The following is a 26,013-nucleotide window of genomic DNA, read 5'->3' as shown; positions in this document are numbered from 1 at the left end:
AGCGGCTTGGTGAAACAAAAAAAGAAAAAGCTTCGTGAACTTCGTGTTCAGAAAAAATAAATGAAAAATAAATACAGAATATTAAAAATTGCCATTACCGTAATCATTCTTGGGTTCCTGCTGAGTTTTTCGTTAAAGAAATTCAGCGGTCAGAAGATTACGGATAAGCAGATTTCTGTAAAAATGAATGAAAAAACACCGGTGTATTTCGTCGATGAGAAAGACATCCGTGAGATTGTAAAGAAGGAAAATCCTTCCGGAGAAGTAGGCGACCTGGATATTCCGGCATTGGAAAAGAAGATCAATAACCTTCCTGCGGTAGACAGCGCCAATGTCTATCTGAATCTGAACGGAAAACTGAACCTCGACATCAAGCAGAGGGTTCCGGTATTCAGGCTGAATAAAGAAGGCCGCGATTTTTACGTCGATGAAAAAGGAATTGAATTCCCAATCTCGAAAACCTATTCGCATCCATGCATGCTGGTGACCGGAAACGTAAATAAGGATGAATATCAAAAACTGGCTGAGCTGGTGGAGAAAATCGATAAAGATGATTTCAGCAGAAAATACTTCATCGGAATATCCAAAGACCGGAACGGCAACTATAATCTGCTGACCAGCGAAAGCAATTACAAAGTGGAAATCGGCGATCTGGACAATATCGATTTTAAAGTGAAAGGCTTTAAAACCTTTGTTGAAAAATACCTAGTATATCAGGATCCCGAAAAATACAGCCGGGTTTCCGTAAAATACCAGAACCAGATTGTGACCACGCTGAATCCTTATTTTAAGGAAAACGACAGTGTCCTTCAGGCCGGGAATAAAGAACTGGCCAAAGCACCCGTAGCTGCCGTAAAAAAGACGGGCGCTCAACCCAAATTAACAGAGAATAAAATCAGCTCTACTCAGGCAAAGCCTAAGGAAAGCATAAAGAAGAAAACGGTAACCAAGCCGCAAAAAACAAAAAAAACAGAACAAAAACCTACGGCTGCAAAGCCTAAGAAAAAGGCAACCGTTAAAATAGAGTAAAAAATCAAATCGATATAAAATGGAAAATCAAGAGTATTCAGTAGGTCTGGACATCGGGACAACAAAAATTGTCGCGATTGTAGGAAGGAGGAATGCACACGGGAAAATAGAAGTTCTCGGTGTAGGAAAGGCGAAAAGTCTTGGGGTTCACAAAGGTATTGTGAATAATATTTCGCAGACCATTAATTCAATTAAGGCTGCGGTGTTAGAAGCACAATCCAGTGCAGGCGTTCCGATCCGTAAAGTAACGGTGGGAATTGCAGGAAAACACATTCGTTCCCTGCAGCATTCGGATTATATTATGCGTGAGCACCCCGACAAGTTTATTACAGATGACGATATTGAAGCATTAAAAGACCAGGTGAAGAAGCTGGTTATGCTTCCCGGCGAAGAAATTATCCATGTTCTTCCCCAGGAATATAAAGTGGATTCCGAGGGTGAAATTCAGGAGCCCGTAGGAATGCACGGCAAACGCTTGGAAGCCAATTTCCATGTGGTAGTCGGGCAGATGGGAAGCATCCGCAATATTGCACGGTGCGTTCGTGAAGCCGGGCTGGAAATGGAGGCCCTTACCCTTGAACCCCTCGCCTCTTCAGAAGCAGTTCTTACGAAAGAAGAAAAAGAAGCCGGTGTGGCCATCGTAGATATCGGTGGCGGAACAACGGATATTGCCATATTTAAAGACAACATTATCCGTCACACCTGTGTGATCCCTTACGGCGGCGGTATCATTACGGAAGACATCAAAGAAGGATGCTCCATCATCGAAAAGCATGCCGAGCAACTGAAAGTGAAATTCGGTTCCGCGGTTCCTGAACTGGAAAAAGACAGTACCTATGTTACCATTCCGGGGCTTCACGGAAGACCGGATAAAGAAATTTCCTTGAAAACCCTGGCACAGATCATCAATGCCCGGGTAGAAGAAATCCTGGAGATGGTAAATACCGAACTGAAAGCCTACGGTGCCTTTGAGCAGAAGAAAAAACTGATTGCAGGAATCGTGCTGACAGGGGGCGGATCCAATCTGAAGCATCTTCGACAGCTCGCCAATTACACCACCGGTTTCGACAGCCGTATAGGTTTTGCCAATGAGTATGTGGCGAATGATAAAAATCAGTATCTTAAAGGCCCGGAATTTGCTACTTCGATCGGGTTATTGATGGAAAGCCTGAAAATCCGCGACAAAAAGCAGAATGCTGAAGCGCAACAGCCTGTGGAAGAGGAAATTCAGCCGCAGCCTAAAGCAGATACGGTAGCTGTTCCTTCAGAAACGGTGCAGCAGGTACAGCAGCCGGAGGCTGTGCAGCCGGTGGAAACCGTGAATGAACAGCAGCAGAAAAGAGCTGCAAAACTGACTTTCGGGCAGTCGCTGATGGAAAAGGTGAAAAAATTTTTTGAGGAAGTAGAGTAAATTATAAATGACAAGTGATAAGATGTGAATGATGCCTCAATTATCATGAATCGATTATTAATTATTAAAAAGAAAAGTTATGGAAAATATAGGTACACAGGGGTTTTCGTTTGATTTGCCAAAGGGAAATTCGTCGATCATCAAGGTTATCGGTGTAGGAGGCGGTGGAAACAATGCACTCAAGCACATGTACGAGAAGGGGATTCATGGAGTAGATTTCGTGATATGTAATACGGATGCACAGACTTTAGATAATAACCCGGTGGCCAACAAAGTACAGTTGGGAACCACCATTACAGAAGGCCTCGGCGCCGGTGCAGACCCTGAAGTAGGGGAAAAATCTGCTATCGAAAGCATTGAAGACATCAAAGCGGCCATGGGCCAGAATACCAAAATGGTATTCATCACAGCCGGAATGGGCGGTGGTACCGGAACCGGTGCTGCTCCCGTGATTGCCAAGGTAGCCAAAGACATGGGTATTCTGACAGTAGGAATCGTAACCGTTCCTTTCAGCTTTGAAGGTAAAAGAAGGCTGGAACAGGCTGAAAACGGCCTTGATAAATTAAGAAATAATGTTGACTCTTTAATTGTCATCAATAACGATAAATTAAGACAGCAATTCGGAAACCTTGGATTCAAGCAGGGATTCTCCAAAGCCGATGAGGTATTGACGAACGCCGCCAAAGGAATGGCGGAAGTAATTACCGGTTACTTTGATGTAAACATTGACTTTAGAGATGCTAAATCTGTATTGCAGAATTCAGGAACGGCATTGATGTCTACCGGAATTGCTTCCGGTGAAAACAAAGCCGAAGAAGCGGTAAGAAAGGCGCTGGATTCCCCATTGCTGAACGACAACAAGATCACAGGAGCCAAAAACGTACTTTTGCTTATCAGAAGCGGTGCGGAAGAAGTAACGATGGACGAAATCGGGGTCATCATGGATCATATCCAGAAAGAAGCCGGACACACCGCCGATATTATTTTCGGGGTGGGTGCTGACGAAGAACTCGGAGATTCCGTAAGTGTTCTTGTTATTGCCACAGGTTTTTCAAATGACAACAAGAAATTTGCAGGGCCGACTGAAAAAATTAAAATCAGCCTGAACGACAGCCTGGAAGCCCCGAAAGAATCGCCTTTTAAGACAAGAGATGAAAGAGCTTCAGATCATAGCTATGATTTTGGCGGGAAAAATCTTTTCAGACTGGATGACGAAGATGGCGATATGCCGCAATTCGGAAGCACTGCTACTGAAAAAAAAATGACTATTGGCAACGAAGAGACTAGAACCGAAATAAAATTCTTTGATAAAGAGGAAGATACGGACCCTTCTGATCATCAATGGAGAGAGGAAGAAAAACAGGAATCTTTCAGCCTGTTTTCCGTAGATGACGAAACCGAAGATCCGAATGATCTGGAAATCGAATCTTTTACTTTTGATTTCGACAGCAAGAAGGACGAACCTCAGCCAGGCCATTCTACCAGCCATTCTTATGCTGAGGATAAGCCGGTGGAATTCAGCTTTTTTGTGAACGAACCGAAGAACGATTCTAAATCCGACTATGGCCAGCCAAAAGCCGAATTTACCAATTCAGCAGAAGTGAACCAGCTTACGGAAGAACCTCTTCAGAAGGTGGAACATTTTTTCCAGCACCTGAAAGAAGAGCCCGTGGTTGAAAACAAGGCGGAAACTTCGGCTCCGAAGCCGGCCGAAGAAGAATTTACCTTCGTCAACAAAACCGTTGACCAAGAAAGGGTTATGGAGCGAAGAAATAAACTGAAAGAGTTCAACTCACGCTACCAGAGTTTCGACAGCTCCAGCGAATTTGAATCGGTTCCCGCATTCAAGAGAAAAAACATCTCGATTGAAGGATCCAATGCTTCAGAGCAGAATATCAACACCTACCTGTCTGATAACAACGGAAACATACAGATCAGAGAAAACCGGTTTTTGAATAAAGACGTAGACTAAAAAATATAACAATGTAGAAATGTACCAATGTAACAATTACTTTATTGATGCTTATTGATAAACTGTTACATTGATACATTGTTAAATTAAAATCATGAGTTTAGAAAATACCATAAACGAAGCTATAAAAACAGCCATGAGAGCCAAAGATAAAGTGGCTTTGGATTCTTTGCGTGCTGTAAAATCCCAGATCCAACTGTTGAAAACGGAAACACCAGGTGCTGAAGTTTCGGCAGAGCAGGAAATCGCCATCCTTCAGAGAATGGTAAAGCAGCGAAAGGATTCCTGTGAGCAGTTTTCTGCACAGGGAAGAAACGACCTTGCCGAAGTGGAGGAAGCGCAGATGAAAATCATTGAGCAGTTCCTGCCAAAGCAGCTTTCCGCAGAAGAGCTGGAAGCCGAAATGAAAAATATTATCGCTGAAACCGGCGCTGGATCCATAAAAGATTTAGGAAAAGTAATGGGAGTGGCATCAAAATCTTTAGCCGGAAAATCGGATGGCAAAAGCATATCCGAGATGGCAAAAAAGCTGCTTTCTTAACTATGATTAATAAATGATGGCCGATAACGATTCATCATTTACTAATTTTATTTATTGTTGGATATTCAACCTTTGCATATCGATTTGATTAAAGAAGCCCGGGAATTTTAACTTCCGGGCTTCATTTTGTGTTCAGATTTCATTTAATGACACCATTATCTTTCAGAATAGATCATTTAAATAAAACCGAGGGAAATGGTAGACATTGTTTTCATGCCCATTGTTTTTAGAATCATTTCAAATTTAGCAATATTTTAAGTTAATTAACAAATTAAATTTACAAAAAATCAAATACTGTTAAATAATTAATATACAATACATTTTATTTAACAAAAACACTAATAGTTTTTATATATTGATGAAAAGCGGGGAATTCCTTAAATTTGTATCTTACAAAAAACAAAAATATGTATCCACAAGATTTAGTAATGCCGATGAAGGCTGAACTTACAGATAAAGGCTTTGAGGATCTGACCACACCGGTTCAGGTAGAAGAAGCATTAAAACAGTCGGGAACTACCCTTTTGGTGATCAACTCCGTTTGCGGATGTGCAGCGGGAGCGGCAAGACCGGGTGTTGTATATTCTTTGACAGGAGATAAGAAACCGGACCATTTAACAACTGTTTTCGCAGGTTTCGATACGGAAGCTGTAACGGAAGCGAGAAAGCATTTGGCGCCGTTTCCTCCAAGCTCTCCCTGTGTAGCGCTTTTCAAAGACGGTGAACTGGTTCACATGCTGGAAAGACATCACATCGAAGGAAACCCTGCAGGAGCCATCGCTGCAAACCTTCAGGCTGCTTATGACGAGTACTGCTAAGAACGAAACTTTAAATATCGAAACCGCTGCAAAATTTGCAGCGGTTTTTTATTTCCAGAAATTCATTTAATCTATTGATAAACAATTACCCTCCACAATTATTTACAGTGGTATTTAATCCCGATTAAATATACATTTAAACACTATAAAATTTACATTTTTACCTTGGAAAAAGTTCCGGGAAAATCCAATTATTATTATATTTGTTGGAATGGCAACGAAAGCACTTTTCAATACAGTGGTCAATTGGTTTATCCGCCAGCGGATCGATCAGATTCAGAATTTCATGGATCATCCCATTGAAACACAGAAGGGTATTTTATTTTCCCAGCTGTTTCATGCCGAAGATACGGAGTATGGCAGGAAATACGGTTTTAATTCCATTTCGAGCTATCAGGACTTTAAGAACAAAGTTCCGGTTGTTACTTACGAAGAAATGGAACCTTACATTGAAAAAGCAAGACAGGGGCAGAAAGATGTGAGCTGGCCCGGCTACATCAAGCATTTCGCCAAATCTTCCGGAACCACCAATGCCAAAAGCAAGTTTATCCCGATTTCGGCGGAAAGCCTGGAATACTGCCACATGAAAGCCGGAAAGGACATGGTTTCCATTTATGCCAATAATCATCCTGAAAATCAGCTGTTCAATTATAAAAACTTACGCCTGGGCGGCAGTTCCGAACTTTACGCTGATTTTAACACCAAATTCGGTGATCTCTCGGCCATCCTGATCGACAATCTTCCGTTCTGGGTAGAAGTAACGACCACGCCGAGCAAAAAGGTTTCCCTGATGGGAGAATGGGAAAGCAAGCTCAAAGCCATTACTTCTGAAGTGAAAAATGAAGACGTAGGAAGTATTCTCGGGGTACCCAGCTGGATGATGGTGCTTCTTCAGCGGGTATTAAAGGAAACGGAATTTAACAATATTTCGGAACTCTGGCCGAATCTGGAAGTTTTCTTTCACGGCGGGATCAGCTTTAAGCCTTACCGGGAACAGTACAGGCAGATCATCGGGAAAAACATCAATTATTACGAGATTTATAATGCTTCGGAAGGCTTCTTCGGGATCCAGGACCGGTCCAACAGTGACGAAATGCTTCTGATGCTGGATTACGGCATTTTCTATGAATTCATCCCCATGGACCAGTTCCACTCTTCAAATCCGAAAGTCATCAGCATTGAGGATGCTGAAGTAGGAAAAAACTATGCGATGGTTATTACCACCAACGGCGGCTTATGGAGATACCTGATTGGCGATACCGTTATGTTTACTTCCACCAACCCATTCAGAATCAAAATTACGGGCCGTACGAAACACTATATCAATGCCTTCGGGGAAGAGCTGATGATCACAAACGTAGAATCTGCCCTTACGAAAGCCTGTGAGGAAACCAATGCCGCTGTTTCCGACTTTACAGGAGCCCCTGTGTTCATGAGGGAAAATGAAAGCGGTGCCCACGAATGGATTTTTGAGTTCTGTAAAAAACCGGATGACCTGGACCGTTTTACGGATATTTTTGACAGCTATCTGAAATCCATCAATTCGGATTATGAGGCAAAACGCTATAACAATATTACACTGAAACGGCCTATCGTACATATTGCCAAGCCAAATCTTTTCTACTGCTGGCTGGAATCCAAAGGAAAGCTTGGCGGCCAGAATAAGGTCCCGAGGCTGAGCAATGACAGAGAGTATATCGATCCTCTGCTGGAGCTTAACAGATAAAAATAAACCGCAGGAAATCTGCGGTTTTTCTTTAATGTTATTTTTTTAAATCTTCTTTCAGCTTTCTGGCTCCCTCTTCTACTTTCGAGGCCCCTTTGGCTGCGGCATCTTTCACATCCTGGCCTGCTTTGTGGAGATCCTCTTTCGCCTTATCTGCAGTAGCGTCAATTTTATTTTTTGCTTCTTCCGCAGCATTATCGATTTTCTTTCCGGTTTCATCAATTTTTGCCTGGGTATTTTCTTTTGCCCGGTTAATCTTTGCGGTATCTACACCAACTCCTGTTTCAGTGGTTGTGGTAGTGGTTACGGTACCATCAGCGTTTTCCACCTTTTCCGTCTTTGTCGATTTTGTACATGATACAGCCACTGCAGCGATCATAAATCCTGATAAAATGATTTTTTTCATACGTATTGAAATTTTTAAAATGTATTCTGTGTGATTATTCTGTCTTTGCTTCGCCGGTTTGGGTTTCAGCAGTTTTAACCTTATTCTTTTCCTCCGTTTTCTTTTCTTCTTCCGCTTTTTTCTTATTTTCTTTTTCCAAATCTTCCTTCAGTTTCTTTTCCTGCTCCTGAAGTTTTAATGCTTCTTTCACGGAATCCTGGTATTTCTTTGAAGACATTTGTATCTTTCTTACCACATCGACTGAAGTGGCTCCATTGGAAAAAGAATCGATGGCTGCCGTATCATAATCCGCTATGGGACTGTCTGCAGGGTACAGGTCGGCCGGTTCTTTCCTGGAACAGGATACCGATAAAGCGGAAAAAACAAAAGCGGAAAAAAATAAATATTTCATGGGAACTAATTTAACAGAAATTCCGCAATTACAGGATAATGATCCGATAATTGTACCGAATTATCCACTTTATAGCTTAAAGGAATGATGGATTTCGAACTGAAAATGTAATCGATCCTCAATGGCACCTTATAGTCATGAAAACTGGAGGAATTACCGTTTCCTGCTGCTAAAAAAGCATCCTGAAGATCTTTCCCCAGATTGTAATATTCATAGGAATTCGGAACGGAATTGAAGTCACCTGCCAGAATCACAGGATATGGCGAAAGGTCTACTGCTTTCCTTATTTTTTTAATTTGATCTTCATGCGCTTTAAAGGTCGGGGTCATATGGGAGAGAAGGGTATTTATTTTATTTCCTTCTTTTGCAAAGCCGTCAAATTTAAGCATGGATTTGTGTAAACGGAAGGGTTCAAGATAGACATTGATGATCCTGATAATTTTTCCGTTGATATCTACATCGGCATAAAAGGAATTTCCTCTGGATTTATCGGTAATCAGCTCTTCCTGTCTTACGATGTTATGTTTTGTTTTCAGAATAACGGACGGATATTTTACCATATCTTTTTTCAAAGCGCGGTTGGTATCTTTTTCCTGCACGAGAATGATATCCGCATCCTGATCCATAATGTATTTCTTTACTTTTTCCCAGCCCGATTCCCCGTATTTCACATTGAAAGTAATGACCTTGATGTCTCTTACCGACTTTACATTTTCCGTTTTCGGGGTGAAATTGATCCACCTCCTGATCGGATTATAAAATAGAAATGTTCCCAGCACGAAAGCAATGGCGAATTTCTTTTTTCTGACGATCCAGAATAGGGTAAAAATAAGGTGGAGCGAAATTAAATAGGGAAATCCTAAAGAAAGGAGATTAAGAACACTTAACAGGTTAGGTGGCACCCATGCATTCCCTAAGGTACACAGCAGCAAAACAGCAACGGTAATATGGGCAAATAACAATAGCTGGCTCAGTTTCATAAAAACAGGATAAGGTACCGCGGCAATTTCAGCAAAAATCTTACCATGGCCAAAACTTTAACGGTTTTTATGATCAGTTTTTAAGACTGAAGGTTGCTATCACCGGGAAATGATCGGAAACCCCTGTTGAACGGTCAACTTTGTAACTGAGTGCTTTAATTGATTTTGAGGTAAAAATATAATCGATCCTGATTGGGAATTTATAGTCATGAAAGCTGGTGCCACTCCCCCGTCCTGCAGCTACAAAGGCATCCTGCAACACTTCGGAAATATGATAATATTCGTAAGAATTGGGAACGGAGTTGAAATCACCCGTCAGGATAACCGGATAAGGTGAATTTTCTACCTCTTCTTTAATGATATCCACTTGTTCCTGATGCATTTTAAACGTAGGGATCAGTTTTTTTACGATATTCTTTACTTTTTTTTCGTCTTCTTCATTATCACCGTTAAGCCTGACCATTTTTTTTACAAACCCGAAAGACTGCAGGTGGACACTGATGAACCGGTATCTCTTCCCTTTGATTTCCACATCAACCTGCAGGGCCGGATCATCGATCAGCTTATTATTGATCTTAATAAACTGTCTGTCAATAATCTTATATTTTGACAGAATGGTGATGTTTCCAAAAGTTGCGGTTTCATAGCCTAAGGTTCCATATCCTTTCCCTTCATCTTCCTGAAGCAGAATAATATCCGCACCCGAATTTTTTAAATATTCCTTTACCTCGCTTCTTTCATTACCTCCCGTCCTCGTATTGAAAGACATAACTTTCAGATCCGGCACTTCACTTTTTACGGAAGAATAATTTACCCACCGCAATACCGGATTAAAGAACAGCAATCCCAGGAAAAAGAATAGGAAAGCTCTTTTTTTCCAGCAGATGATCCAAAATATCGTGAGGGCGACATACCCGAAAATCAGTCCAGGAAATGCAAGGGAAAGTAAATTAAACCAGGGAAAAACCTTTGGAGCAATATAGACATTGAGGAGCATTCCCGTTAAAAGCAGGAAAACGCCTATATGAAGCAGAAGGAGAATAAGCCGGACAATTTTCATAGAATTCTAATTAAACCGGTACAGATGCCTTTTCCAGATTTTTGCCAGGATAAAACCGACAATGGCTCCACCGACATGGGCAAGATGCGCAACTCCTCCTGCATCTCCGGAAATTCCCAGATATATCGAGCCAATAATAACGACCGGCAGAACATATTTTACTTTTACGGGAATCGGGATGAACATAATGGCAATTTTTGCTTCCGGATACAGGGTGGCAAAAGCAGCTATAACTCCGAATATCGCTCCTGAAGCACCAAGCATAGGGGTCCGTAAAGCTATATAAAGTTGTTGTGAGAGCGCTTGTCCTTCTGCACTTGTTGCACTGATTTTCAGATCTCCCGAATAATCAATTGCCGATTTAGCATAAATTTCAGAGACATTTAACCCTAATCCCTCAAGTCCGGATATAATCTGTTGTATCTCAATAAAATTCCAGAGATTAAATAAAAAGAAAGCACCTAAGCCACTTACAAAATACAGGATAAGATATTTTTTTTCACCTAAGCTCTGTTCCAGTATCGGCCCAAAGCTGAATAAAGTGAACATATTGAATAAAATATGCATAATGCCAATCCCATCTCCCATCTGGGCATGCATAAACATGTGGGTAATAATCTGCCAAGATCTGAAATTCGGAGAAAATGGATAAAAAGCAGAAAAGGTATTGTATAATTGTGGAAAAAGAAAATTGGATATTACATAAACGACAACGTTTATAATAATTATATTTCTTGTAATCGGAGGTATCGTATTAAACATTTTCTAAAATTTATTCTTAAAATCATTAAACGGAACCTCGAAGAAACATCTTTTCCCGTCCGGTAAAAATTCCGGGAAGCCAAGGGCTGTAAAATCCCGGATCAGCTGTTCCGCATCTTTTTTATATATGAAATCGAACCTGGATTTGGACTGCATCTTGCTCCACTGGTTCTGGTAATGCTGTATGAATTCTTCTTCCGACTTATATTCCAGCATATCGAAAAGGTTTTCCAGGAATTTCATCACCTGGGTCTCTTTCAGCCCTTCGGGTACGGCATCGATCCTAAGCACGCTTTCATGTGCCACACTCATTTCGAACCCTAATTCCGGAAGGTATTTTTTTATCGAGTCATATTTCGATTTCTCGATTTCATTCATGTGATATTCAAGAGAAAAAAGCAGGGAATGACTGTTCGTAGCTCCTCTTTTTGAAGGTTTTGTGTTTTCGGAGACCCATAGCCTGTGCATTCTTCCCAAATCCAGCATGAGGGTTTTATCCCCTTTGTTGAAAAGCCAGTAGCCGTTCGGCAGCCTCATCAGGTCTTCGTCAAAATCTTCATCCTCAAACAGGTTGATTTTTGAAGGTTCCGCTGTTGAAATATTCTGCTGGTACATTTCCGTCAGGTTATGGATTTCGGTATGGGTGATCTCCCGTTCTTCCAGGAAAGGATTATAATCGCGGTCTACAATGATTTCCGGCATTTTCAATACGCCTCCTCCACCGTTGCTTTTGCTCGGAAAGGTCTTCTGCATCATGCTGTCCAGTTCCGGATCCCTTTCGAAATCCAGGCTTGGGGAAACATTATAAATCCCCAGAGCTCTTTTGATCGTAGAGCGAAGCAGGGCAAAAATCAGGTGCTCGTCTTCAAATTTAACTTCCGTTTTCTGCGGATGGATATTCACATCGATTTTCTCGGGATCGAGGTCCAGGAAAAGGAAAAAAGTAGGAGAATAGCCCGGCAGGAGCAATCCTTCAAAAGCTTCCTGTACCGCCTTGTTGAAATAGGCGCTTTTAAAATATCTTCCGTTTACAAAAAGAAACTGCTCGCCTCTTGTTTTTTTAGCGCCTTCAGGTTTTGCTACAAATCCGTGAAGCTTACACCAGATGATATCTTCTTTGATGGGCACCAGCTGCGGCTGCAGCTTTCTTCCGAAAATATCCACGATCCGCTGCATCTGGCTCCCTTTACGCAATCTGAATACCGCATCGTCATCATGAAACAGGGAAAACTCCAGGTTCTCATGCGCCAGGGCCACCCTTTGGAATTCATCGATCACATGCCTGAATTCAACGTTATTGTTTTTCAGGAATTTCCTTCGGGCCGGAACGTTATAGAATACGTTTTTTACCAGGAAATTAGACCCGTCCGCCGTCTGTACGGGATCCTGAAACTGGAACACGCCGCCTTCAATATAGATATTCGTCCCAATGGTTGCTTCCGGCTGTTTTGTTCTCAATTCCACCTGCGATACTGCCGCAATGGAAGCCAGTGCCTCCCCCCGGAATCCCTTAGTGGCAATCCTGAAGATATCTTCCGTTCCCCGGATCTTTGAAGTGGCATGTCTTTCAAAGGCCATTCTCGCATCGGTTTCAGACATTCCCTTGCCATTGTCTACCACCTGGATCAGATTTTTTCCGGCATCCCTTATAATCAACTCAATTTTGGTAGCTTCTGCATCGATCGCATTTTCCAAAAGTTCCTTTACGATGGATGCGGGTCTCTGCACGACTTCTCCTGCCGCAATTTGGTTGGCTACATGATCCGGTAAAAGCTGAATAATATCTGACATAAAAAACGTTAATCAACTTACAAAAATAGTCATTCAAATTAAGAATTAAAACTATAAACGTCTGAATTAAAATTTAATTATCAACATTTTAACAAAGTGCGGAATGACCGGTTCAGCGCTGCAGAGGCCTGGCTTCAGGCTTTCTTTAAAACACAATCCCCTGATTGCACGGGGGCATTCAGAGGATTGATTCACAGCTAGTTTACACAAAATTAATACTGATATTGATATCTCTTAATTAACATTTTATTTTTAGACTTGCAGTTCAGGTTATGGAATGGAAAAATCTTATCAACACTTTTCCGTTTCGCTGCTGCTTGTTACGCGCTTATTCATCAAAAACAAGCTTTCTTTTCTTCTGCCTTTCAGGAACCTTAATTTCCGGGATTCCGTGAATTTTATGATACAGGTCAGCAATCGGATTCGGCTTATTATAAATTTTACTATACCTGTATTTGGTATTAAAATGCCTTATATGGATTTTATATGCATCATAACCGATAACCACCATGAGACAGGCACTGATTACATAAAACACACTGAATTCCAGGTAATAATAAGTCAGTCCTGAAAAAACGGCTCCCAGCACATACGAAAGCATGATGCTCATCAGCAATTTAGCCCTTGCGACCAATTCCCCATTCTTTCTGAATTCTTTCTTGGTAAACATCGAAAACAAAATTCCAAGGTCTGTTGTCGTACCGGTAAGGTGGGTTGTCTTTACCGAGAAGTTGGAGATACTGGCCGTTAAACCGTTCTGCAGACCTGTAGCAAACAGCATTAACGCAACCAGCAGTTCGGTCTCTTCCAAGGTTTTCCGGTAATAAAGCTGGCCGTAAACTCCCACAAACAGAAGACAGGCAATTTCCAGGACCAACGGCATGGCGTGAGCGAAGTATTTGCTTTTTTTATTAAAGGTGATTACAATGAAGTTCGAGACAAATCCCCCGAAGAAGAACAGGAAAATCCATAATCCCACAACGGCCACCTGTGACCAGTTTCCCTTGCTGATTTCTGCAGCGAAAATGGCGTAGTGTCCCGTAACGTTTGAGGTAAACGAGAGGAAAATCAGAAGAGAGGCAATGTTTATAGTACCCGCCGTAAAGGCAGTCAGCGTCCCCAATCTGATGTTGTCTCCCAACGTTCTGCTGTTACTATAATTCCTTAACATTTTTACAATTTTTAAAGTTTAATTTAAGCTTCCACAAAGATCTCTGCCAGTCTTCCTTTTTCCGGAAGGCGGTCGCAAACTTCAAGAGGAATTTCGCGGGATGTGAGGTCTTTACATTTTCTGATATACGGAATAAGGTCGAATTTCCCTTTTCCTTTGCCCCTGACAGACATCGAGTAATAAGCCTCTTCAATATTTTCAGCTTTGACGTAATTGTTAAACGTCCGCTGAAAGCTGCCGGTGAAAATATCACAGACAATTTTATTGATTAAATGAGAATATTTATTTTTGATAATTCCATAAGCATCGCAGAATTCCTGCGGCCTCAGCTTATTAAAGACCGTACTTTTCGTATTGAACAGAAGGTCACGGATGGAATCTCCCGTATCGTACCCTGAAACCAAAAGAATATTGTATAGATTCTGGTCTTCTGAAGCATCTTTTTCTCTCATGACTTTCTTTAAAATATTTAAAGATTCAAGAGAATAATCGGTGGCTATTAAAATCGTCTTGGTCATATTTCTAAGATTTAGGTTCGTATATCTTTTTTGATAATACAAATCTAGACTGACCAAATTAGATTCCTTTTGGAATGGAATTAAAATGTGATTAAAGAGATTAAAATGTGATTAGAAAATGGGGGGAGCAGTTTAGGCCGGAAGAAGAAAGACGGAGGCTGGAAATTTTTTTCCGCTAAAAAACACCCGACTCTTTTTACATTTTACTTACTGACAATTCTTTTAAATACCCTCTTCAGCGTGGGCATTGTAGAAATTCGGGAAACGCAGCTGTACGGTAGTGCCCTGGTTTTCGTAGGAATTTACGATCAGCTCCCCCTGATGCATCCTGACAATATTCCTGGCCAGCGGAAGGCCGATCCCGTATCCTTCATAATTTTGAGTATTGGAAGCCCGGAAAAACGGATCGTAAATTTTATTCATTTCTTGTCCGGGAATACCGATTCCATGATCTTTGACAATGATATAAACATCCGTATCGGTAGCTCCCAGCGAAACCTTTACCTGCTGGAAGTTGGAATATTTGCAGCCGTTCTGGATAATATTTGTTACGGCAAGATGAAGCAGCTGCTCATTCCCCTGGACTTTCAGTTTCTTGGGATTATCCGGCAGCATGCTGATGTCCAGATAAATATTGTTCCGGGAATCAATCTTCCGTAGGGTTTCAATGACATCCCACAACAGCTGGTCGATGCGCACCTGGTCCATTTTCTGAATCTTTCCGTCGAATCCGGTCTGGGCAATCATCAGCAATGCTTTGATTTTCTTGTCTAATTTTTCTGCCTCACTCAGAATAATCCCGAGTGTTTCCTTGTACTCCTCGTTGGTTCGGGAAATGGAAAGCGCCACATCGGCTTCCCCCATAATCGACGTTAGCGGTGTTCGCAATTCATGGGAAACATTTCCGATCAGGTGGTTCTGGGTTTCAAAAGAAGTCTCGATACGGTTCAGCATCCCGTTAAAAGTATCTACAAGTTCATTCAGCTCTTTATTATCAGCCTGGGGTTCAAGCCTGAGGTGAAGGTTTTCAGAGCTGATCTCCTTAACTTTTCCCGTAATTTTTAAGATCGGCTTAAATAAGGTCTTGGAAAGATAAAAGGAAAAAATCATACTGAAGAACAGCGAAAGAACGATGCAGGTGATCAGTGTCCGTTTAAGGAAGCCGAGGTAATACACCACATAATGGTTCTTGGCCGAGGCAATGGCAATATAATTTTTATCATCATGCCTGAAGGTCTGCCCGATATAGTAAAACTCTTTATCATTATAATTGGCCTCTCCTTTTTTCACGATACTTTTGAAAAAATAAGCAGGAATATGAATTTCATCGGAAATTTTCTGAAAATTGGAATCCATGGGAATCGCAAAGACATAATCCCGCTCCATGGGAAGCTCTTCGTCATTCAGTCCGTTTAAAATATAGTTTTCCGGAAGATCGAGATCATCTTTTCCTTTTTCAATCTGGATGATCGTCGTGGTACGGATTTTCAGCAGCTCATAAAACCGCTGGTGTGAGAAGTTCACAATTGAAAAATACACCAATCCACTGAACAGCAAGATGATGGCAGTAAAAACCAACATCAGGAGCACCATTGTTTTGGTCTGATTTGTGATCACCCGGTTAAACATCATCATGATTTTTTAAGAACATATCCCATTCCTATTACCGTATGGATCAATTTATTATCTTCGTTATGGTCGAGTTTTTTCCTTAGATAATTCACGTACACATCCACGACATTGGTTCCTAACTCATAATTTACACCCCACACCGAATCCAAAATTTCGGCCCTCGAAATTACTTTTTCAGGATTGTTTAAAAAATATAAAAGCAGTTTGTATTCGGTTGAAGTAAGGGGGATCTCCTCCCCTCCCCGCGTAACTTTTTTGGTGTAGTCGTTTAGAATAAGATCCGAAAACCGGAAGACATGGTCATGATCCGCTTCAGACTCTGCCATTTCCGGAGCACTGCCCTTCCCGCTTCTCCGTAAGAGGGATTTGATCCTTGCCACCAGTTCAATAAATTTGAAAGGCTTTACCAGATAATCATCCCCTCCGCTTTCCAGTCCCAGGACGATATTTTCCGAAGTTCCCAATGCCGTCAGAAATAAAATCGGAACATGCTGATTGGTTTTCCTTATTTCCTTGCAGACATCCAATCCGTTCATTTCCGGCAGCATAATATCCAGGATCACCAGATCGAAATCGTTCGACTGTACAAGCTGTATACCGGTCCGGCCGTCAAAAGCTACGGAAACTTCATAGCCGTTTTCCTGCAAGCCTTTTTTGATAAAGGACACCACGCTGGTTTCGTCTTCGATAAGGATGATCTTTTTCATTTGAAACTTGGAATTTTACAAAAATAGGAAAAACAAAATGAATGTCTGCTCTTAATCGTAACGCTAAAATCAGCAGTCCTTTGATTCCTGCCGGAATCTTACCACACTGGAATAAGGCTAATTTAGTTTTCCCCGGAATAACAAACAGCCGTTGAAAACTAATTATTACTATTGCGGATATTCATAAAGCACGTAACCTTTAATGCTTTTTATTAATCATCATTCTTGTCGCAAGAATATGTTCACAGGGCCCCTGTCTGAGACCATTTGTTCTGTAGAATCCACACTGGCAGCTTCCATCGGTTAACCGCTGATCTTTATCAATAAAAGCTGCCGTCTGATAAGTGGCCTGCGATTCCTGAACGGTTCCCTCAATTTTTAGGATATCATCTTCCACATTGTAACGTATTTTCACTTTATCAGATGCAATCAGCTGACTGGCTTTCTCTTCCTGCGGACTTGAAAAACGCAGCCTCGACATATCCAGAGGATCCTGAGTAAGCTCACGGACCCTGTATACTCCAAGATTAAGATCATAAATCACTCTTCCCGCCTGTGTATAGGAAGTCAGCGAAGATGAAACAGCAGCCGTATCAAGGTTTAATTTTCTTGCAAGCTCAGCGGGAGTGCCGAACCAGGTTTCTTTTAATGTATTAAAAACTTTTTCCTGAGTAAGAAGGTCTACATTACCCCTGGGAGCCATAAGATCAAAATTTCCGGCCCGGCTCCAGTCATTCGTTGTCCATCCTGAAAGTCCTAAAGTGAATGCCATATCTCCTAAGTCTGCAATGTAGAAGGAAGGCAATCCGCTTCCCATCAGAATTACCCTGAAATTCTTGGCGATCGGAATTAATCTTTCCAGGGTCAGCAGCCTTCTTCTTCCCCAGATTCTTATCGTCTTACTTTCAGTTCCTGTGTAGACGGAACGATGAAAAGTAAGCGTTTCGTACCACGGTTCAAAAACCGCCTGAACAGGTTTACCCGGTTCAAGAATAAACCGCAGCGCCCTAGGGCCTTTTTTCTCTTTAAATCTTCTTAAAAACTGACAAATGCTAAAAATATCCATCGGGTGAAGATCAAAGGCCGTTGCAGGTAAAGTCATTGCAGAACTTACCTGTAGAAAGCCACGCACCCAGGAATCCGGAAGGTCTATCTTTTCTTCCTTATACACTTCTTCATTTGTTGTAAGCGCTTCAAATCCTGAAGGGTCAATTTTAAATTCCGTATCCTTGTATCCTCTTATTTTCTGAAACTCATTGTAAAGCGAGGCGGAATAATCGATGTTGGTGGTTCCGTATTTAAATTCACTGATCTCCGTAAAGACATTATAGCTGCTGCTCAGTTTTCCATAAGTGGATTCATCCTGACTGAAGCATTCAAAAAAAACTTCATCGGGATGAACTGTAATTACAGGATCAAGGACAAACCACGCATCTCTGTCTTTTTGATACAAATAATCGAAATAAGCTTTTTTAGCAGTATTAAAAGGACCTAAAATCCTATTTTTGTCTTTATATACCAGATCGAGTTCTTCCCTTACTTCGGCCATCCTTTTCCTGATTTCTTCCACCTGAAACGCAGCCATATAATCGCTCAGCCACAGTTTTTCCTGTTCAGCAACCCATTCATGATATTCCGCCCTGTCTTTAGGTTTAAAACGAAGATCGGAAACCACAACATCATGCAGTGCAGAAATTGCTTCCCGAAACGGGAGTTTCTTATTCAGCTTTCCTACGAAAAACGTCGGGTCTCTCTGCAGATCCGGAGAAAAGCTCATTTGGGTGCTCGTCGCAGAATTGGCAACAGCCGTATTTTTATGAAATTTATATTCGAATAACATGGCTTAAGGGATTAATTGAAGATGAACATTCAGCTGAGGATACATCATTTTAAGGTCGGAAATGATTTCGATACATTTTGCCTTATCCTGAATGGCGGTAGTTGCCGACAGATCATCCAGGATTTTACCGACAATTTCTGCCGATTCTGCATTTTTCCGGCCTTCCTTCTCCAGAAAATCAAAAATCCTGTTTTTGGCTGTACGGGATTTGTTAACCCTTGAAAGGACAGACCGGAAATAAAAGTCTAATTCTTTAAGCTTTTCAGGCTGCCCGGCTGCATACTCATTCAGATATGACGTTACAAAAAGCTGCATATTCCGGCTCGGATGCTGGCTTAATTTGATGAGATATTCCAATCCCTGTTCTTTCCTGAAAAACTGCATAATAAGATTTTTGCCAAAATTTTCTACATCAGGCCGTACAGAATCCGCAATACCTACCAGGCAGTCCGTATCCCAGTCTTCTTCTGTAAATTTATTTCTGAAGAAATCGAATGCAAATTCTCGGCTGTCATTCCACTGTACATCCAAAATACCCAATGCGTAATTGCGGTCTGATTTTATTCTTTCAATATTATTTCTGTAAAAATCCCAAGCCCACTGCCGCACTGCCAGAAATTCGTGATCAGCGAGTGCGATGATCTGTTTTAAAGTAAATCGGTTGCTGTCTTTTACTTTTTTCAGCAACTCCAGCCCAAAAAGCTGATTTTTTACACTGTCTGCAAATAACAATCTGATAATCCTTTTTACAGGGACACTAACGATATATTCCGGAACATATTTTTCAAGATAATCTCTGAATAGCTGATGGGAGTTTTTAAATTCCTGTTCTTTCATAAGAAGGGCAAAAAGCCTTTCAAAAGTCAGCAACTGAACTTCAGAACGGGAATCCAGCCGGTCATTCAGCGAAAAAATGCATTCCACAACATCCTGATATCCGGAAGAAAGCAATTCAAGCAGCTGCGGCCAGTTTTTGCAGATTTCTTCTTCCGGACGCTGTTTTAAAATACGGATCCCATTTGTCCTGATGGTTTCGTTGGTATTATTCAGTAATAATTCAATAACAGAAACAGGAATTTCAGCTAAAGGATATTTTTCGGATTTGGAAAGCAGGATTTCGCTTGCCAAAAAACTGTTGTTATTTAAAGAAGATGTCAGTAACTGGGCTATAATTTCCCAGCCAATCGATGAAAAATGTGCTAGGGATGTTATTCTAAGCTTTTTCGCAGCCGATTCTGCCACGGTATTATTGCCTTCGGTATTTTCCAGAGAAAGCAGTTGGATGATTACTTTTCCGAGAAGTATTTTCTGTTTTTCTTCGGATAAGGAAACTTTCTGAAGGAGATCATTAATAAATTCGTCAGATTCCTTTCGTGAATTCAGCATTAAATACATTATAAAATCTGTGGAATCCAGAAAATTACCGACATTGTTATTGATAGTTGTTACGGACCAATTCCTGGCTTCCTTACTCTCGCATACCAGTAATTTTACAACAAAACCTTCGTTCTGCTTAAGTTCTTCCTGCTTTTCATATAAGGCATCCATTCCGAAATTCTGAGGGTATTCATAAGATTTATTAAACAAAACGACCATCATTTCAGCATCTGTTTTCTGAAGTAAATCTTTATATTTTGGATGAGCAGAAACATTCCCGTAGGCAAACTTCATCACCAGATCCATTTTTCCCTGCATCAGAAGCTGGATATATGCCTCCGGGATTTGATCCCAAAATTCAGGATAGAGCTCGGGTCTGGCCGGTTTTTCTTCCTTTTTTATGACAGGTTCTGCCAGCTTCGGAGAAATGGATGCTTTCTCTTTAGGTGAACCAAAAATGGTTTTAAACACACTGATGATCTGATCCAATGATCCTGATTCTTTATTTTCGGAACCCTCTTCAGATGCTGTTGTGTTTTGCTCCACTTTAGTCATCTTACTGGGCTGATAATAATATTCGGTGCTGTAAAACCGTTCTTTTTTAATGTAGAATTCGAGATTTGAACCCATTTTACGGCTCCTGTCATTACCGAAAAGGATTACTGTAAGAAGCGGAGAGCGGTAGCATTCGGGATAATCTACTACGGTATAGTAATATTTATTATCATTCCAATTGTAAGATCCATAATCGCTCAAAGGGCCTTTTTGCGCCGGAAGATAGCTTTCATCGGTATATTGAATAAGCGTATTTACCGCAAACTTAAGATATTCCACGACTTTATTCTGCTGCCCAAGCTCTTTTAAATAGTATAAGCTGTTCTTCTGAAAATAAAGCTTGGTGAAATTTGAAAACGCAATTCTACTCTCTTCACCGGAAAGTTCCTTTCTTACATTTACCGTGCTTCCGATCTGGTAAAAATACTGATTCTGATTCCAGGCTTCTTTATCAAGGCTTGCTGTTCTTCTAAACAGGGGAGCGGTTTTTTCAAATAAAAATGAAAGCACTCCCAAGATCTGCGCATCATCCCTGAAACGCGCTAATTTATAAATAGCCCGGATATGTCTGAAATAGGGCGGCTCGAAAGGGATTTCCCAGAGGATCTCTTCAATGAACCGAACCAGTGAAGGGTAAGGCTTCGACAACAGATAAAGGTAAACCAGCTCTTCCGCTTTTTCTTTATTCTGAAATCTTCCGGAATAATGCTGTTTCAAGCTCTCATAATCTCCTCTGTCAATAAAATCTTTGATATTCGAAGGCAGGCTTTCCAGTAATTCGGAAACTATTTTTTCCAGCCCGGAATCTTTATGAATTGCCAAAAGCGCATCGATCGCAACATTTCTGATATATCGTTTATGCCTTGTACTATGGGCAATGCTGTAAAGAAGTTCGGAAGCCTGGGTAATCTTTAAAGTTCTGATCGCGAAAACAGAAGCATACAACTGCATTTCATTACCTCTCGTTGCAAGTTTCAAGATATAAGGTATGGCAGCCTCCACTTTCATCTGGGCTGCTTTCCAAATGACACGGGAAGTTTTCCACTCCGTTCTGAAAGAATTGATTCCCAGCGTTGCATCCTCAAGACGTTTTAGAATAACACCTTCTGCTGAATTCATATTCACGACATCAAGCGACGGAAGTTCTACAAACACCTCGATTTCAGACTGATATCCTTTATTTCTTTTTTCCTTTTCAAGCTGATCAAAAATACTTTCTGCTTTTTCCTTAGAGACAAAATCAGGTGTTTTACTTCCTTCTTTCAATGCAGCTCCCCGCCTTCCATAGCGGAAATTTACAATAAATACATCCGGATTTATTTCACAAAGGTCTATTTCATAAACTTTATCAGATTTTCCTTCGTGGAAAAAAAGTTTGGCTTGTTTAATAATTTTCATCTATCTTTTGAGTTAAGATGTTGATATTTATATCCTTGGCTAGATTAAAAGATGTTCCACCAGTCTGCTTTTTCTTCTTTTATAACGATTATTTTCCGTTCAGTTTCAGTATTTTCGGCGGGCTCAAGTACTTCGGGGATTATTTCATTGACTTCAACAAAAGGAACTCCGTGTCTGGTAATAATTGTTTTTAATTTTTCTTTAAAAGCAGATGCTTTGGAAGGATTTACCATATGGACGAAATTAATATAACCTTCAACAGCATGGATGAGATGATCTGCCCTGCCCCAGGTCTGATCCTGCCAGCCGTTAATTTCAATATTATGCAGGAGCGCCCTGAATTTTCTGAGTTTTGCACGTTCTACATTCAGCTTCTCATTAACCACGATTCCGGTTACTTTCTGCTGATGCTTCCGTCTCATAATATGAAGCTTATCCGGATGAATTGTAAAATTTTCATCACTGATAATCTTTTTAACGAAATACAAAAGCCTGCCGGCATTATGTTCTGCATCCCCGTCGGCAGAAAACGTCAGATCATCCGCATAACGTGTGTAGGTAAACCCTAGTTTTTTTGCCAGCCCCTGTAATCTCTTATCTAATTTATAGGAGATCATATTACTGATTGCCGGGCTTGCGGGCGAGCCCTGCGGTAAAAAACGTTCCCCTTTCTGAACGAAATAGGTAAGACCATCTATTAAAACTTCTTCTGTATGTGCCTGCGTGCAGATCAATGCAAAGATGGTTGAAAGCTGTTCCGAATATCCGAGTTTTGAAAACAGACCTTTTACTCTTTTATAACTTATGGATGGAAAAAAATCCTTTAAATCGATATTAATGATAACAGCTTTTCCCAAATGCGGTGCTGCATTCGTAACAATTGATTTTCCGGAGACAAAACCATGTGCAACATCTTCTACCGGAAGCCTGTTTAAAATATTATCTAAAATCCATTGCTGAAACAACCTCAGCTGGGGTTTCGGAGCAGATATTTTTCTTTTTCCGCCAGATTTTTTAGAAATTTCGAAGATATGGTAATGTATTCTTTCCGAAACATTCCTGTTAAAAGCAAGATATCTGATCTGAGAGAGGCTAAATCCTGATTGCCGGCTGAAATCTGATACATCCTCAAAAACGGGAAGTGAAAGCCGATGCAGCTTTTCAATGTCGGATTCCTTTTGCTGAAGCCCTTTTGAAACATTTTCACCCAGATAGAGAACCTGTTGCTGTTGCAATTTTTTCCAGGAATCAGCTTTATCGAGGCGTTTTTTTTCGTTCTCCCGTTTTGTTATTTCCCTTTTCGCTTTTGCTTCCTGCATACGCTTTTTACGCATTTCCCGAAGCATCTCTTCCTGATCTTCATATTTCCTGTTTTTTGCAATCAGCTCCTGCAATTCTTTTTGCAGAATAGCTTCTTTCTGAATCAACTGTTCGGGTAAGGAAGGGGTGGAAGTTTCTTCCCAGAAACCAAGTCTCTTCATCTCTTCTAAGATGTAGTTGTCTTTGGAAGAAGCTTTTATACGGTCGTAAATCTGTTGTCTGCTAAGATTTTGTGACATGGAGGTGTGCTTTTTTAAATGAAAAGCCCTATAACTGAATAGGGCTTTGCTTTTGATAAACCTTCGTATTTTCTAAGGACTATATCTATCAACTCCAGAAAATGGTACTGGTAGGTACCTTTATTTTCCCGGAAAATGAACTGAAAAGGTACCTACCAGTACCATTTTCACCATTAAGATAGTATGTAGTGAAGTAAGCTATGCAATTTCACATCGATGACGAAACATCATCATTTCTTAAAAAAGAAAAGCAAGGATCTATCTTTTTCAAATATATTAAAAATTACAATTGTACCCAATATTATCTGCACTATTTTATTTTTTGAAAGGGCTGCACACTGCTCCAATACTTACTTTAAGAAAGAACATTTCTAAAGACACGAAAATACAAATGATACTTTCCAAAGGTTACGGAATATTAAACTCGACTGAATGAATTTCGGAAAAACTATTTAAAAGTAAAACCCTTTGTAGAATAAATTTACAAAGGGTTTTACTTAACCGAGAAGGAAACGAATTTAATCTGATTTCAGACGTTTTGCTAACAATATAATGAAAGCAAAAACAGACTAAGATCTGCTTGATTGAATACTTTTTACATATTCATCAATTTCCAAAAAATGTGCGGATGAAGGGACTCGAACCCCCATGCCTTGCGGCACCAGATCCTGATTCTGGCGTGGCTACCAATTACACCACATCCGCATTAAGGGTACAAACATAAGATTTTTTTAGGAAAAATGGAAACGGAGATTATAAATTTGTATATCCGAAACAATAAGTAACTGAATGTAAGCAAAAAAAATCCTATTCCGGTTGACCGATTATTACATACCGGACGTATAATTCTGAACAAAAGAGCTTTGCCATTTTGTTAAAGCTACATTCAAACAGATTAAAAGGATCATTTACTTCATGCAAAAATGTCTGTTAACCATGGCGATAATTTCTTAATAAAGGGAATCCGGCAGGCTTATTATAACTTGTTTACCCTATTTTTTATTGTGATTATAAATTTTAAAATTCCGTCTTTATTTTTTGGAATTTTTCAAAATGCCCATGGATTTTTATTATTCAAAATTTGTTATGTTTTTAAATTACACTCATTTTTGAAGTGTAAATGAATGAGCGATTGTAAAAATTTGAAAATGGAAACCATAAAAAAGCAACTCCGTATACCTTGAGGTTGACAAAAACACAAGACCATTACAACATAGAATTAAAAAAGTGGAATGAGGAGGTAAGTTTATTGGAAAAGCTGAGGCGGTAAATACCGTAAATCCGAAGTAGAAGACAGGCTGAAAGGAAGAAAGGAAACTGGATGCCGGAAGTTTCTTCTGCTGATGTATCGTTACCCGCCTTACCGATTAAATGATCTTGTTTGCCTGCTGTTAAGAGAAAATAGAAGATAAAAAGACTCTCACACCGCCTCTCAATAGATTAGCGTGGTACAAAGCTATTTTTATCTAAATCATGGAAAAATTATCCGGTACCGGAGCGAGCTGTAAAAACAAAAAACCTCCGTAATGAATCATTACGGAGGCTTTTTTGTACCCCGGGCGGGACTTGAACCCGCACGCCAAAAGAGGCACAGGATTTTAAGTCCTGCGTGTCTACCAGTTCCACCACCAGGGCAGGCGTGGAGCGAAAAACGGGATTCGAACCCGCGACCCCAACCTTGGCAAGGTTGTGCTCTACCAGCTGAGCTATTTTCGCAAACTGTGCGGATGAAGGGACTCGAACCCCCACGCCTCACGGCACCAGATCCTAAGTCTGGCGTGGCTACCAATTACACCACATCCGCAGTTTTTATTAAGTTGTATTTTAAAGAACTTGTTTCGTTTTCAGTGGTGCAAAGATAGGAGAATTTCTTTTATCTCCAAACTTTTCAACGAAAAAAATTAAAATTTTTAGATTTTTTTTTCGGCATACTCTTTATTACGATTGATTTTCTTACTTTTACACCGTTAATTAATATGATATGGAATTACAAGGAACGGTAAAGAAAATATTTGATCCACAGACTTTTGCAAGTGGCTTTCAGAAGAGAGAAATGGTTATTTTAACGCAGGAGCAGTATCCGCAGCCTATAAACATCGAATTCTTGTCTGACAAGATCAGTTTATTGGATAATTTAAAAGAAGGTGAAAACGTAAAAGTGGGAATCAACATCCGAGGGAGAGAATGGGTTTCTCCTCAGGGCGAGACCAAATACTTTAACTCTATTACAGGATGGAGAGTGGAGAAAGTTTTTGAAAACGGTTCAGAACCCACCCAGGCAGCTCCTTCTCAATCGGCTTCCCCGGTTTCCAACGAGAATCCTTTTGCAGGAGACGACGACGACGATCTTCCTTTCTAATTAAAAGATG

Annotated in this window: 20 protein-coding genes and 4 tRNA genes; 7 read left to right on the top strand and 17 right to left on the bottom strand. The window is 40.6% G+C overall.

Annotation, left to right across the window (positions count from 1 at the left end; genetic code table 11):
* Positions 1 to 60: 60 nt before the first annotated feature.
* From ACED20_RS06015 to ACED20_RS05990, 6 genes are all read left to right on the top strand, one after another.
* Positions 61 to 1,029, top strand: a complete 969-nt coding sequence (locus tag ACED20_RS06015; RefSeq protein ID WP_295221039.1) for a cell division protein FtsQ/DivIB — start codon at positions 61 to 63, stop codon at positions 1,027 to 1,029.
* Positions 1,030 to 1,048: 19 nt separating this feature from the next.
* Positions 1,049 to 2,440: a cell division protein FtsA gene (ftsA, locus tag ACED20_RS06010; protein ID WP_294202976.1), complete on the top strand. Its 1,392-nt coding sequence runs from the start codon at positions 1,049 to 1,051 to the stop codon at positions 2,438 to 2,440.
* Positions 2,441 to 2,519: 79 nt separating this feature from the next.
* Positions 2,520 to 4,412: a cell division protein FtsZ gene (gene ftsZ, locus ACED20_RS06005; RefSeq protein WP_378103805.1), complete on the top strand. Its 1,893-nt coding sequence runs from the start codon at positions 2,520 to 2,522 to the stop codon at positions 4,410 to 4,412.
* Positions 4,413 to 4,506: 94 nt separating this feature from the next.
* Entirely contained in the window at positions 4,507 to 4,953 is a 447-nt protein-coding gene (locus ACED20_RS06000) for a GatB/YqeY domain-containing protein (RefSeq protein WP_294220355.1), read from the top strand.
* Positions 4,954 to 5,360: 407 nt separating this feature from the next.
* Positions 5,361 to 5,771, top strand: a complete 411-nt coding sequence (locus tag ACED20_RS05995) for a BrxA/BrxB family bacilliredoxin (RefSeq protein ID WP_294202982.1) — start codon at positions 5,361 to 5,363, stop codon at positions 5,769 to 5,771.
* Positions 5,772 to 5,982: 211 nt separating this feature from the next.
* On the top strand, positions 5,983 to 7,497 hold the full coding sequence (locus tag ACED20_RS05990; RefSeq protein ID WP_378103802.1) for a GH3 auxin-responsive promoter family protein: 1,515 nt from the start codon (positions 5,983 to 5,985) through the stop codon (positions 7,495 to 7,497).
* Between the two features lie 37 nt (positions 7,498 to 7,534).
* Here the strand turns inward: ACED20_RS05990 and ACED20_RS05985 are convergent, their stop codons facing one another.
* The 17 genes from ACED20_RS05985 to ACED20_RS05905 all read right to left on the bottom strand — a co-directional run bounded on the left by ACED20_RS05985 (position 7,535) and on the right by ACED20_RS05905 (position 25,448).
* A complete protein-coding gene (locus ACED20_RS05985) occupies positions 7,535 to 7,903 on the bottom strand; it encodes a hypothetical protein (protein ID WP_294240275.1) in 369 nt (122 codons plus the stop codon).
* A gap of 34 nt (positions 7,904 to 7,937) precedes the next feature.
* Positions 7,938 to 8,294 carry a hypothetical protein gene (locus tag ACED20_RS05980; RefSeq protein WP_378103800.1) on the bottom strand — a complete coding sequence of 119 codons (357 nt, stop codon included), beginning with the start codon at positions 8,292 to 8,294 and terminating at the stop codon, positions 7,938 to 7,940.
* Between the two features lie 5 nt (positions 8,295 to 8,299).
* Positions 8,300 to 9,274 (bottom strand): endonuclease/exonuclease/phosphatase family protein, encoded by a 975-nt coding sequence (locus tag ACED20_RS05975; protein ID WP_294199634.1) that lies wholly within the window; start codon positions 9,272 to 9,274, stop codon positions 8,300 to 8,302.
* Between the two features lie 73 nt (positions 9,275 to 9,347).
* Positions 9,348 to 10,334, bottom strand: coding sequence for an endonuclease/exonuclease/phosphatase family protein (locus ACED20_RS05970; protein WP_378103797.1), 987 nt, complete (start codon positions 10,332 to 10,334; stop codon positions 9,348 to 9,350).
* Positions 10,335 to 10,340: 6 nt separating this feature from the next.
* Positions 10,341 to 11,096, bottom strand: coding sequence for a rhomboid family intramembrane serine protease (locus ACED20_RS05965; RefSeq protein WP_294240267.1), 756 nt, complete (start codon positions 11,094 to 11,096; stop codon positions 10,341 to 10,343).
* Between the two features lie 3 nt (positions 11,097 to 11,099).
* Positions 11,100 to 12,887 (bottom strand): DNA mismatch repair endonuclease MutL, encoded by a 1,788-nt coding sequence (gene mutL, locus ACED20_RS05960; RefSeq protein WP_294199637.1) that lies wholly within the window; start codon positions 12,885 to 12,887, stop codon positions 11,100 to 11,102.
* A 328-nt stretch (positions 12,888 to 13,215) separates the two neighbouring features.
* Positions 13,216 to 14,058, bottom strand: a complete 843-nt coding sequence (locus tag ACED20_RS05955) for a YoaK family protein (RefSeq protein WP_294199639.1) — start codon at positions 14,056 to 14,058, stop codon at positions 13,216 to 13,218.
* A 23-nt stretch (positions 14,059 to 14,081) separates the two neighbouring features.
* Entirely contained in the window at positions 14,082 to 14,576 is a 495-nt protein-coding gene (locus tag ACED20_RS05950; protein ID WP_294222241.1) for a hypothetical protein, read from the bottom strand.
* A gap of 222 nt (positions 14,577 to 14,798) precedes the next feature.
* On the bottom strand, positions 14,799 to 16,211 hold the full coding sequence (locus tag ACED20_RS05945) for a HAMP domain-containing sensor histidine kinase (protein ID WP_294222244.1): 1,413 nt from the start codon (positions 16,209 to 16,211) through the stop codon (positions 14,799 to 14,801).
* Positions 16,208 to 16,915, bottom strand: a complete 708-nt coding sequence (locus tag ACED20_RS05940; RefSeq protein ID WP_294199643.1) for a response regulator transcription factor — start codon at positions 16,913 to 16,915, stop codon at positions 16,208 to 16,210. Before ACED20_RS05940 ends, ACED20_RS05945 begins: the two co-directional genes overlap by 4 nt.
* 199 nt (positions 16,916 to 17,114) lie before the next feature.
* Positions 17,115 to 18,755, bottom strand: coding sequence for an SWIM zinc finger family protein (locus tag ACED20_RS05935; protein WP_378103792.1), 1,641 nt, complete (start codon positions 18,753 to 18,755; stop codon positions 17,115 to 17,117).
* Between the two features lie 3 nt (positions 18,756 to 18,758).
* A complete protein-coding gene (locus tag ACED20_RS05930; protein WP_294240261.1) occupies positions 18,759 to 22,085 on the bottom strand; it encodes a WGR domain-containing protein in 3,327 nt (1,108 codons plus the stop codon).
* 44 nt (positions 22,086 to 22,129) lie between these two features.
* Positions 22,130 to 23,644: a retron St85 family RNA-directed DNA polymerase gene (locus ACED20_RS05925; RefSeq protein ID WP_294240258.1), complete on the bottom strand. Its 1,515-nt coding sequence runs from the start codon at positions 23,642 to 23,644 to the stop codon at positions 22,130 to 22,132.
* A gap of 623 nt (positions 23,645 to 24,267) precedes the next feature.
* Positions 24,268 to 24,349: transfer RNA gene (locus ACED20_RS05920), tRNA-Leu, on the bottom strand.
* 846 nt (positions 24,350 to 25,195) lie between these two features.
* Positions 25,196 to 25,279 (bottom strand) — tRNA-Leu (locus tag ACED20_RS05915).
* 5 nt (positions 25,280 to 25,284) lie between these two features.
* A tRNA-Gly gene (locus tag ACED20_RS05910) sits at positions 25,285 to 25,360 on the bottom strand.
* Positions 25,361 to 25,366: 6 nt separating this feature from the next.
* A tRNA-Leu gene (locus tag ACED20_RS05905) sits at positions 25,367 to 25,448 on the bottom strand.
* 177 nt (positions 25,449 to 25,625) lie between these two features.
* On the opposite strand from ACED20_RS05905, the gene ACED20_RS05900 reads away from it, so the two are divergent.
* Complete coding sequence (locus ACED20_RS05900) at positions 25,626 to 26,003, top strand: DUF3127 domain-containing protein (protein ID WP_294199647.1); 378 nt, start codon at positions 25,626 to 25,628, stop codon at positions 26,001 to 26,003.
* Positions 26,004 to 26,013 lie beyond the last annotated feature (10 nt).

Origin of the sequence: Chryseobacterium sp. sg2396 (genome assembly GCF_042610505.1) — a bacterium.
Classification (GTDB): domain Bacteria; phylum Bacteroidota; class Bacteroidia; order Flavobacteriales; family Weeksellaceae; genus Chryseobacterium.
This window is presented reverse-complemented; position numbering and strand designations above follow the sequence as displayed.

Bases quoted from the DNA above. Each gene is read 5' to 3' on its own strand.
- ACED20_RS06015 (WP_295221039.1), top strand. From the start codon at position 61: ATGAAAAATAAATACAGAATATTAAAAATTGCCATTACCGTAATCATT.
- ftsA (WP_294202976.1), top strand. From the start codon at position 1,049: ATGGAAAATCAAGAGTATTCAGTAGGTCTGGACATCGGGACAACAAAA.
- ftsZ (WP_378103805.1), top strand. From the start codon at position 2,520: ATGGAAAATATAGGTACACAGGGGTTTTCGTTTGATTTGCCAAAGGGA.
- ACED20_RS06000 (WP_294220355.1), top strand. From the start codon at position 4,507: ATGAGTTTAGAAAATACCATAAACGAAGCTATAAAAACAGCCATGAGA.
- ACED20_RS05995 (WP_294202982.1), top strand. From the start codon at position 5,361: ATGTATCCACAAGATTTAGTAATGCCGATGAAGGCTGAACTTACAGAT.
- ACED20_RS05990 (WP_378103802.1), top strand. From the start codon at position 5,983: ATGGCAACGAAAGCACTTTTCAATACAGTGGTCAATTGGTTTATCCGC.
- ACED20_RS05985 (WP_294240275.1), bottom strand. From the start codon at position 7,903: ATGAAAAAAATCATTTTATCAGGATTTATGATCGCTGCAGTGGCTGTA.
- ACED20_RS05980 (WP_378103800.1), bottom strand. From the start codon at position 8,294: ATGAAATATTTATTTTTTTCCGCTTTTGTTTTTTCCGCTTTATCGGTA.
- ACED20_RS05975 (WP_294199634.1), bottom strand. From the start codon at position 9,274: ATGAAACTGAGCCAGCTATTGTTATTTGCCCATATTACCGTTGCTGTT.
- ACED20_RS05970 (WP_378103797.1), bottom strand. From the start codon at position 10,334: ATGAAAATTGTCCGGCTTATTCTCCTTCTGCTTCATATAGGCGTTTTC.
- ACED20_RS05965 (WP_294240267.1), bottom strand. From the start codon at position 11,096: ATGTTTAATACGATACCTCCGATTACAAGAAATATAATTATTATAAAC.
- mutL (WP_294199637.1), bottom strand. From the start codon at position 12,887: ATGTCAGATATTATTCAGCTTTTACCGGATCATGTAGCCAACCAAATT.
- ACED20_RS05955 (WP_294199639.1), bottom strand. From the start codon at position 14,058: ATGTTAAGGAATTATAGTAACAGCAGAACGTTGGGAGACAACATCAGA.
- ACED20_RS05950 (WP_294222241.1), bottom strand. From the start codon at position 14,576: ATGACCAAGACGATTTTAATAGCCACCGATTATTCTCTTGAATCTTTA.
- ACED20_RS05945 (WP_294222244.1), bottom strand. From the start codon at position 16,211: ATGATGATGTTTAACCGGGTGATCACAAATCAGACCAAAACAATGGTG.
- ACED20_RS05940 (WP_294199643.1), bottom strand. From the start codon at position 16,915: ATGAAAAAGATCATCCTTATCGAAGACGAAACCAGCGTGGTGTCCTTT.
- ACED20_RS05935 (WP_378103792.1), bottom strand. From the start codon at position 18,755: ATGTTATTCGAATATAAATTTCATAAAAATACGGCTGTTGCCAATTCT.
- ACED20_RS05930 (WP_294240261.1), bottom strand. From the start codon at position 22,085: ATGAAAATTATTAAACAAGCCAAACTTTTTTTCCACGAAGGAAAATCT.
- ACED20_RS05925 (WP_294240258.1), bottom strand. From the start codon at position 23,644: ATGTCACAAAATCTTAGCAGACAACAGATTTACGACCGTATAAAAGCT.
- ACED20_RS05900 (WP_294199647.1), top strand. From the start codon at position 25,626: ATGGAATTACAAGGAACGGTAAAGAAAATATTTGATCCACAGACTTTT.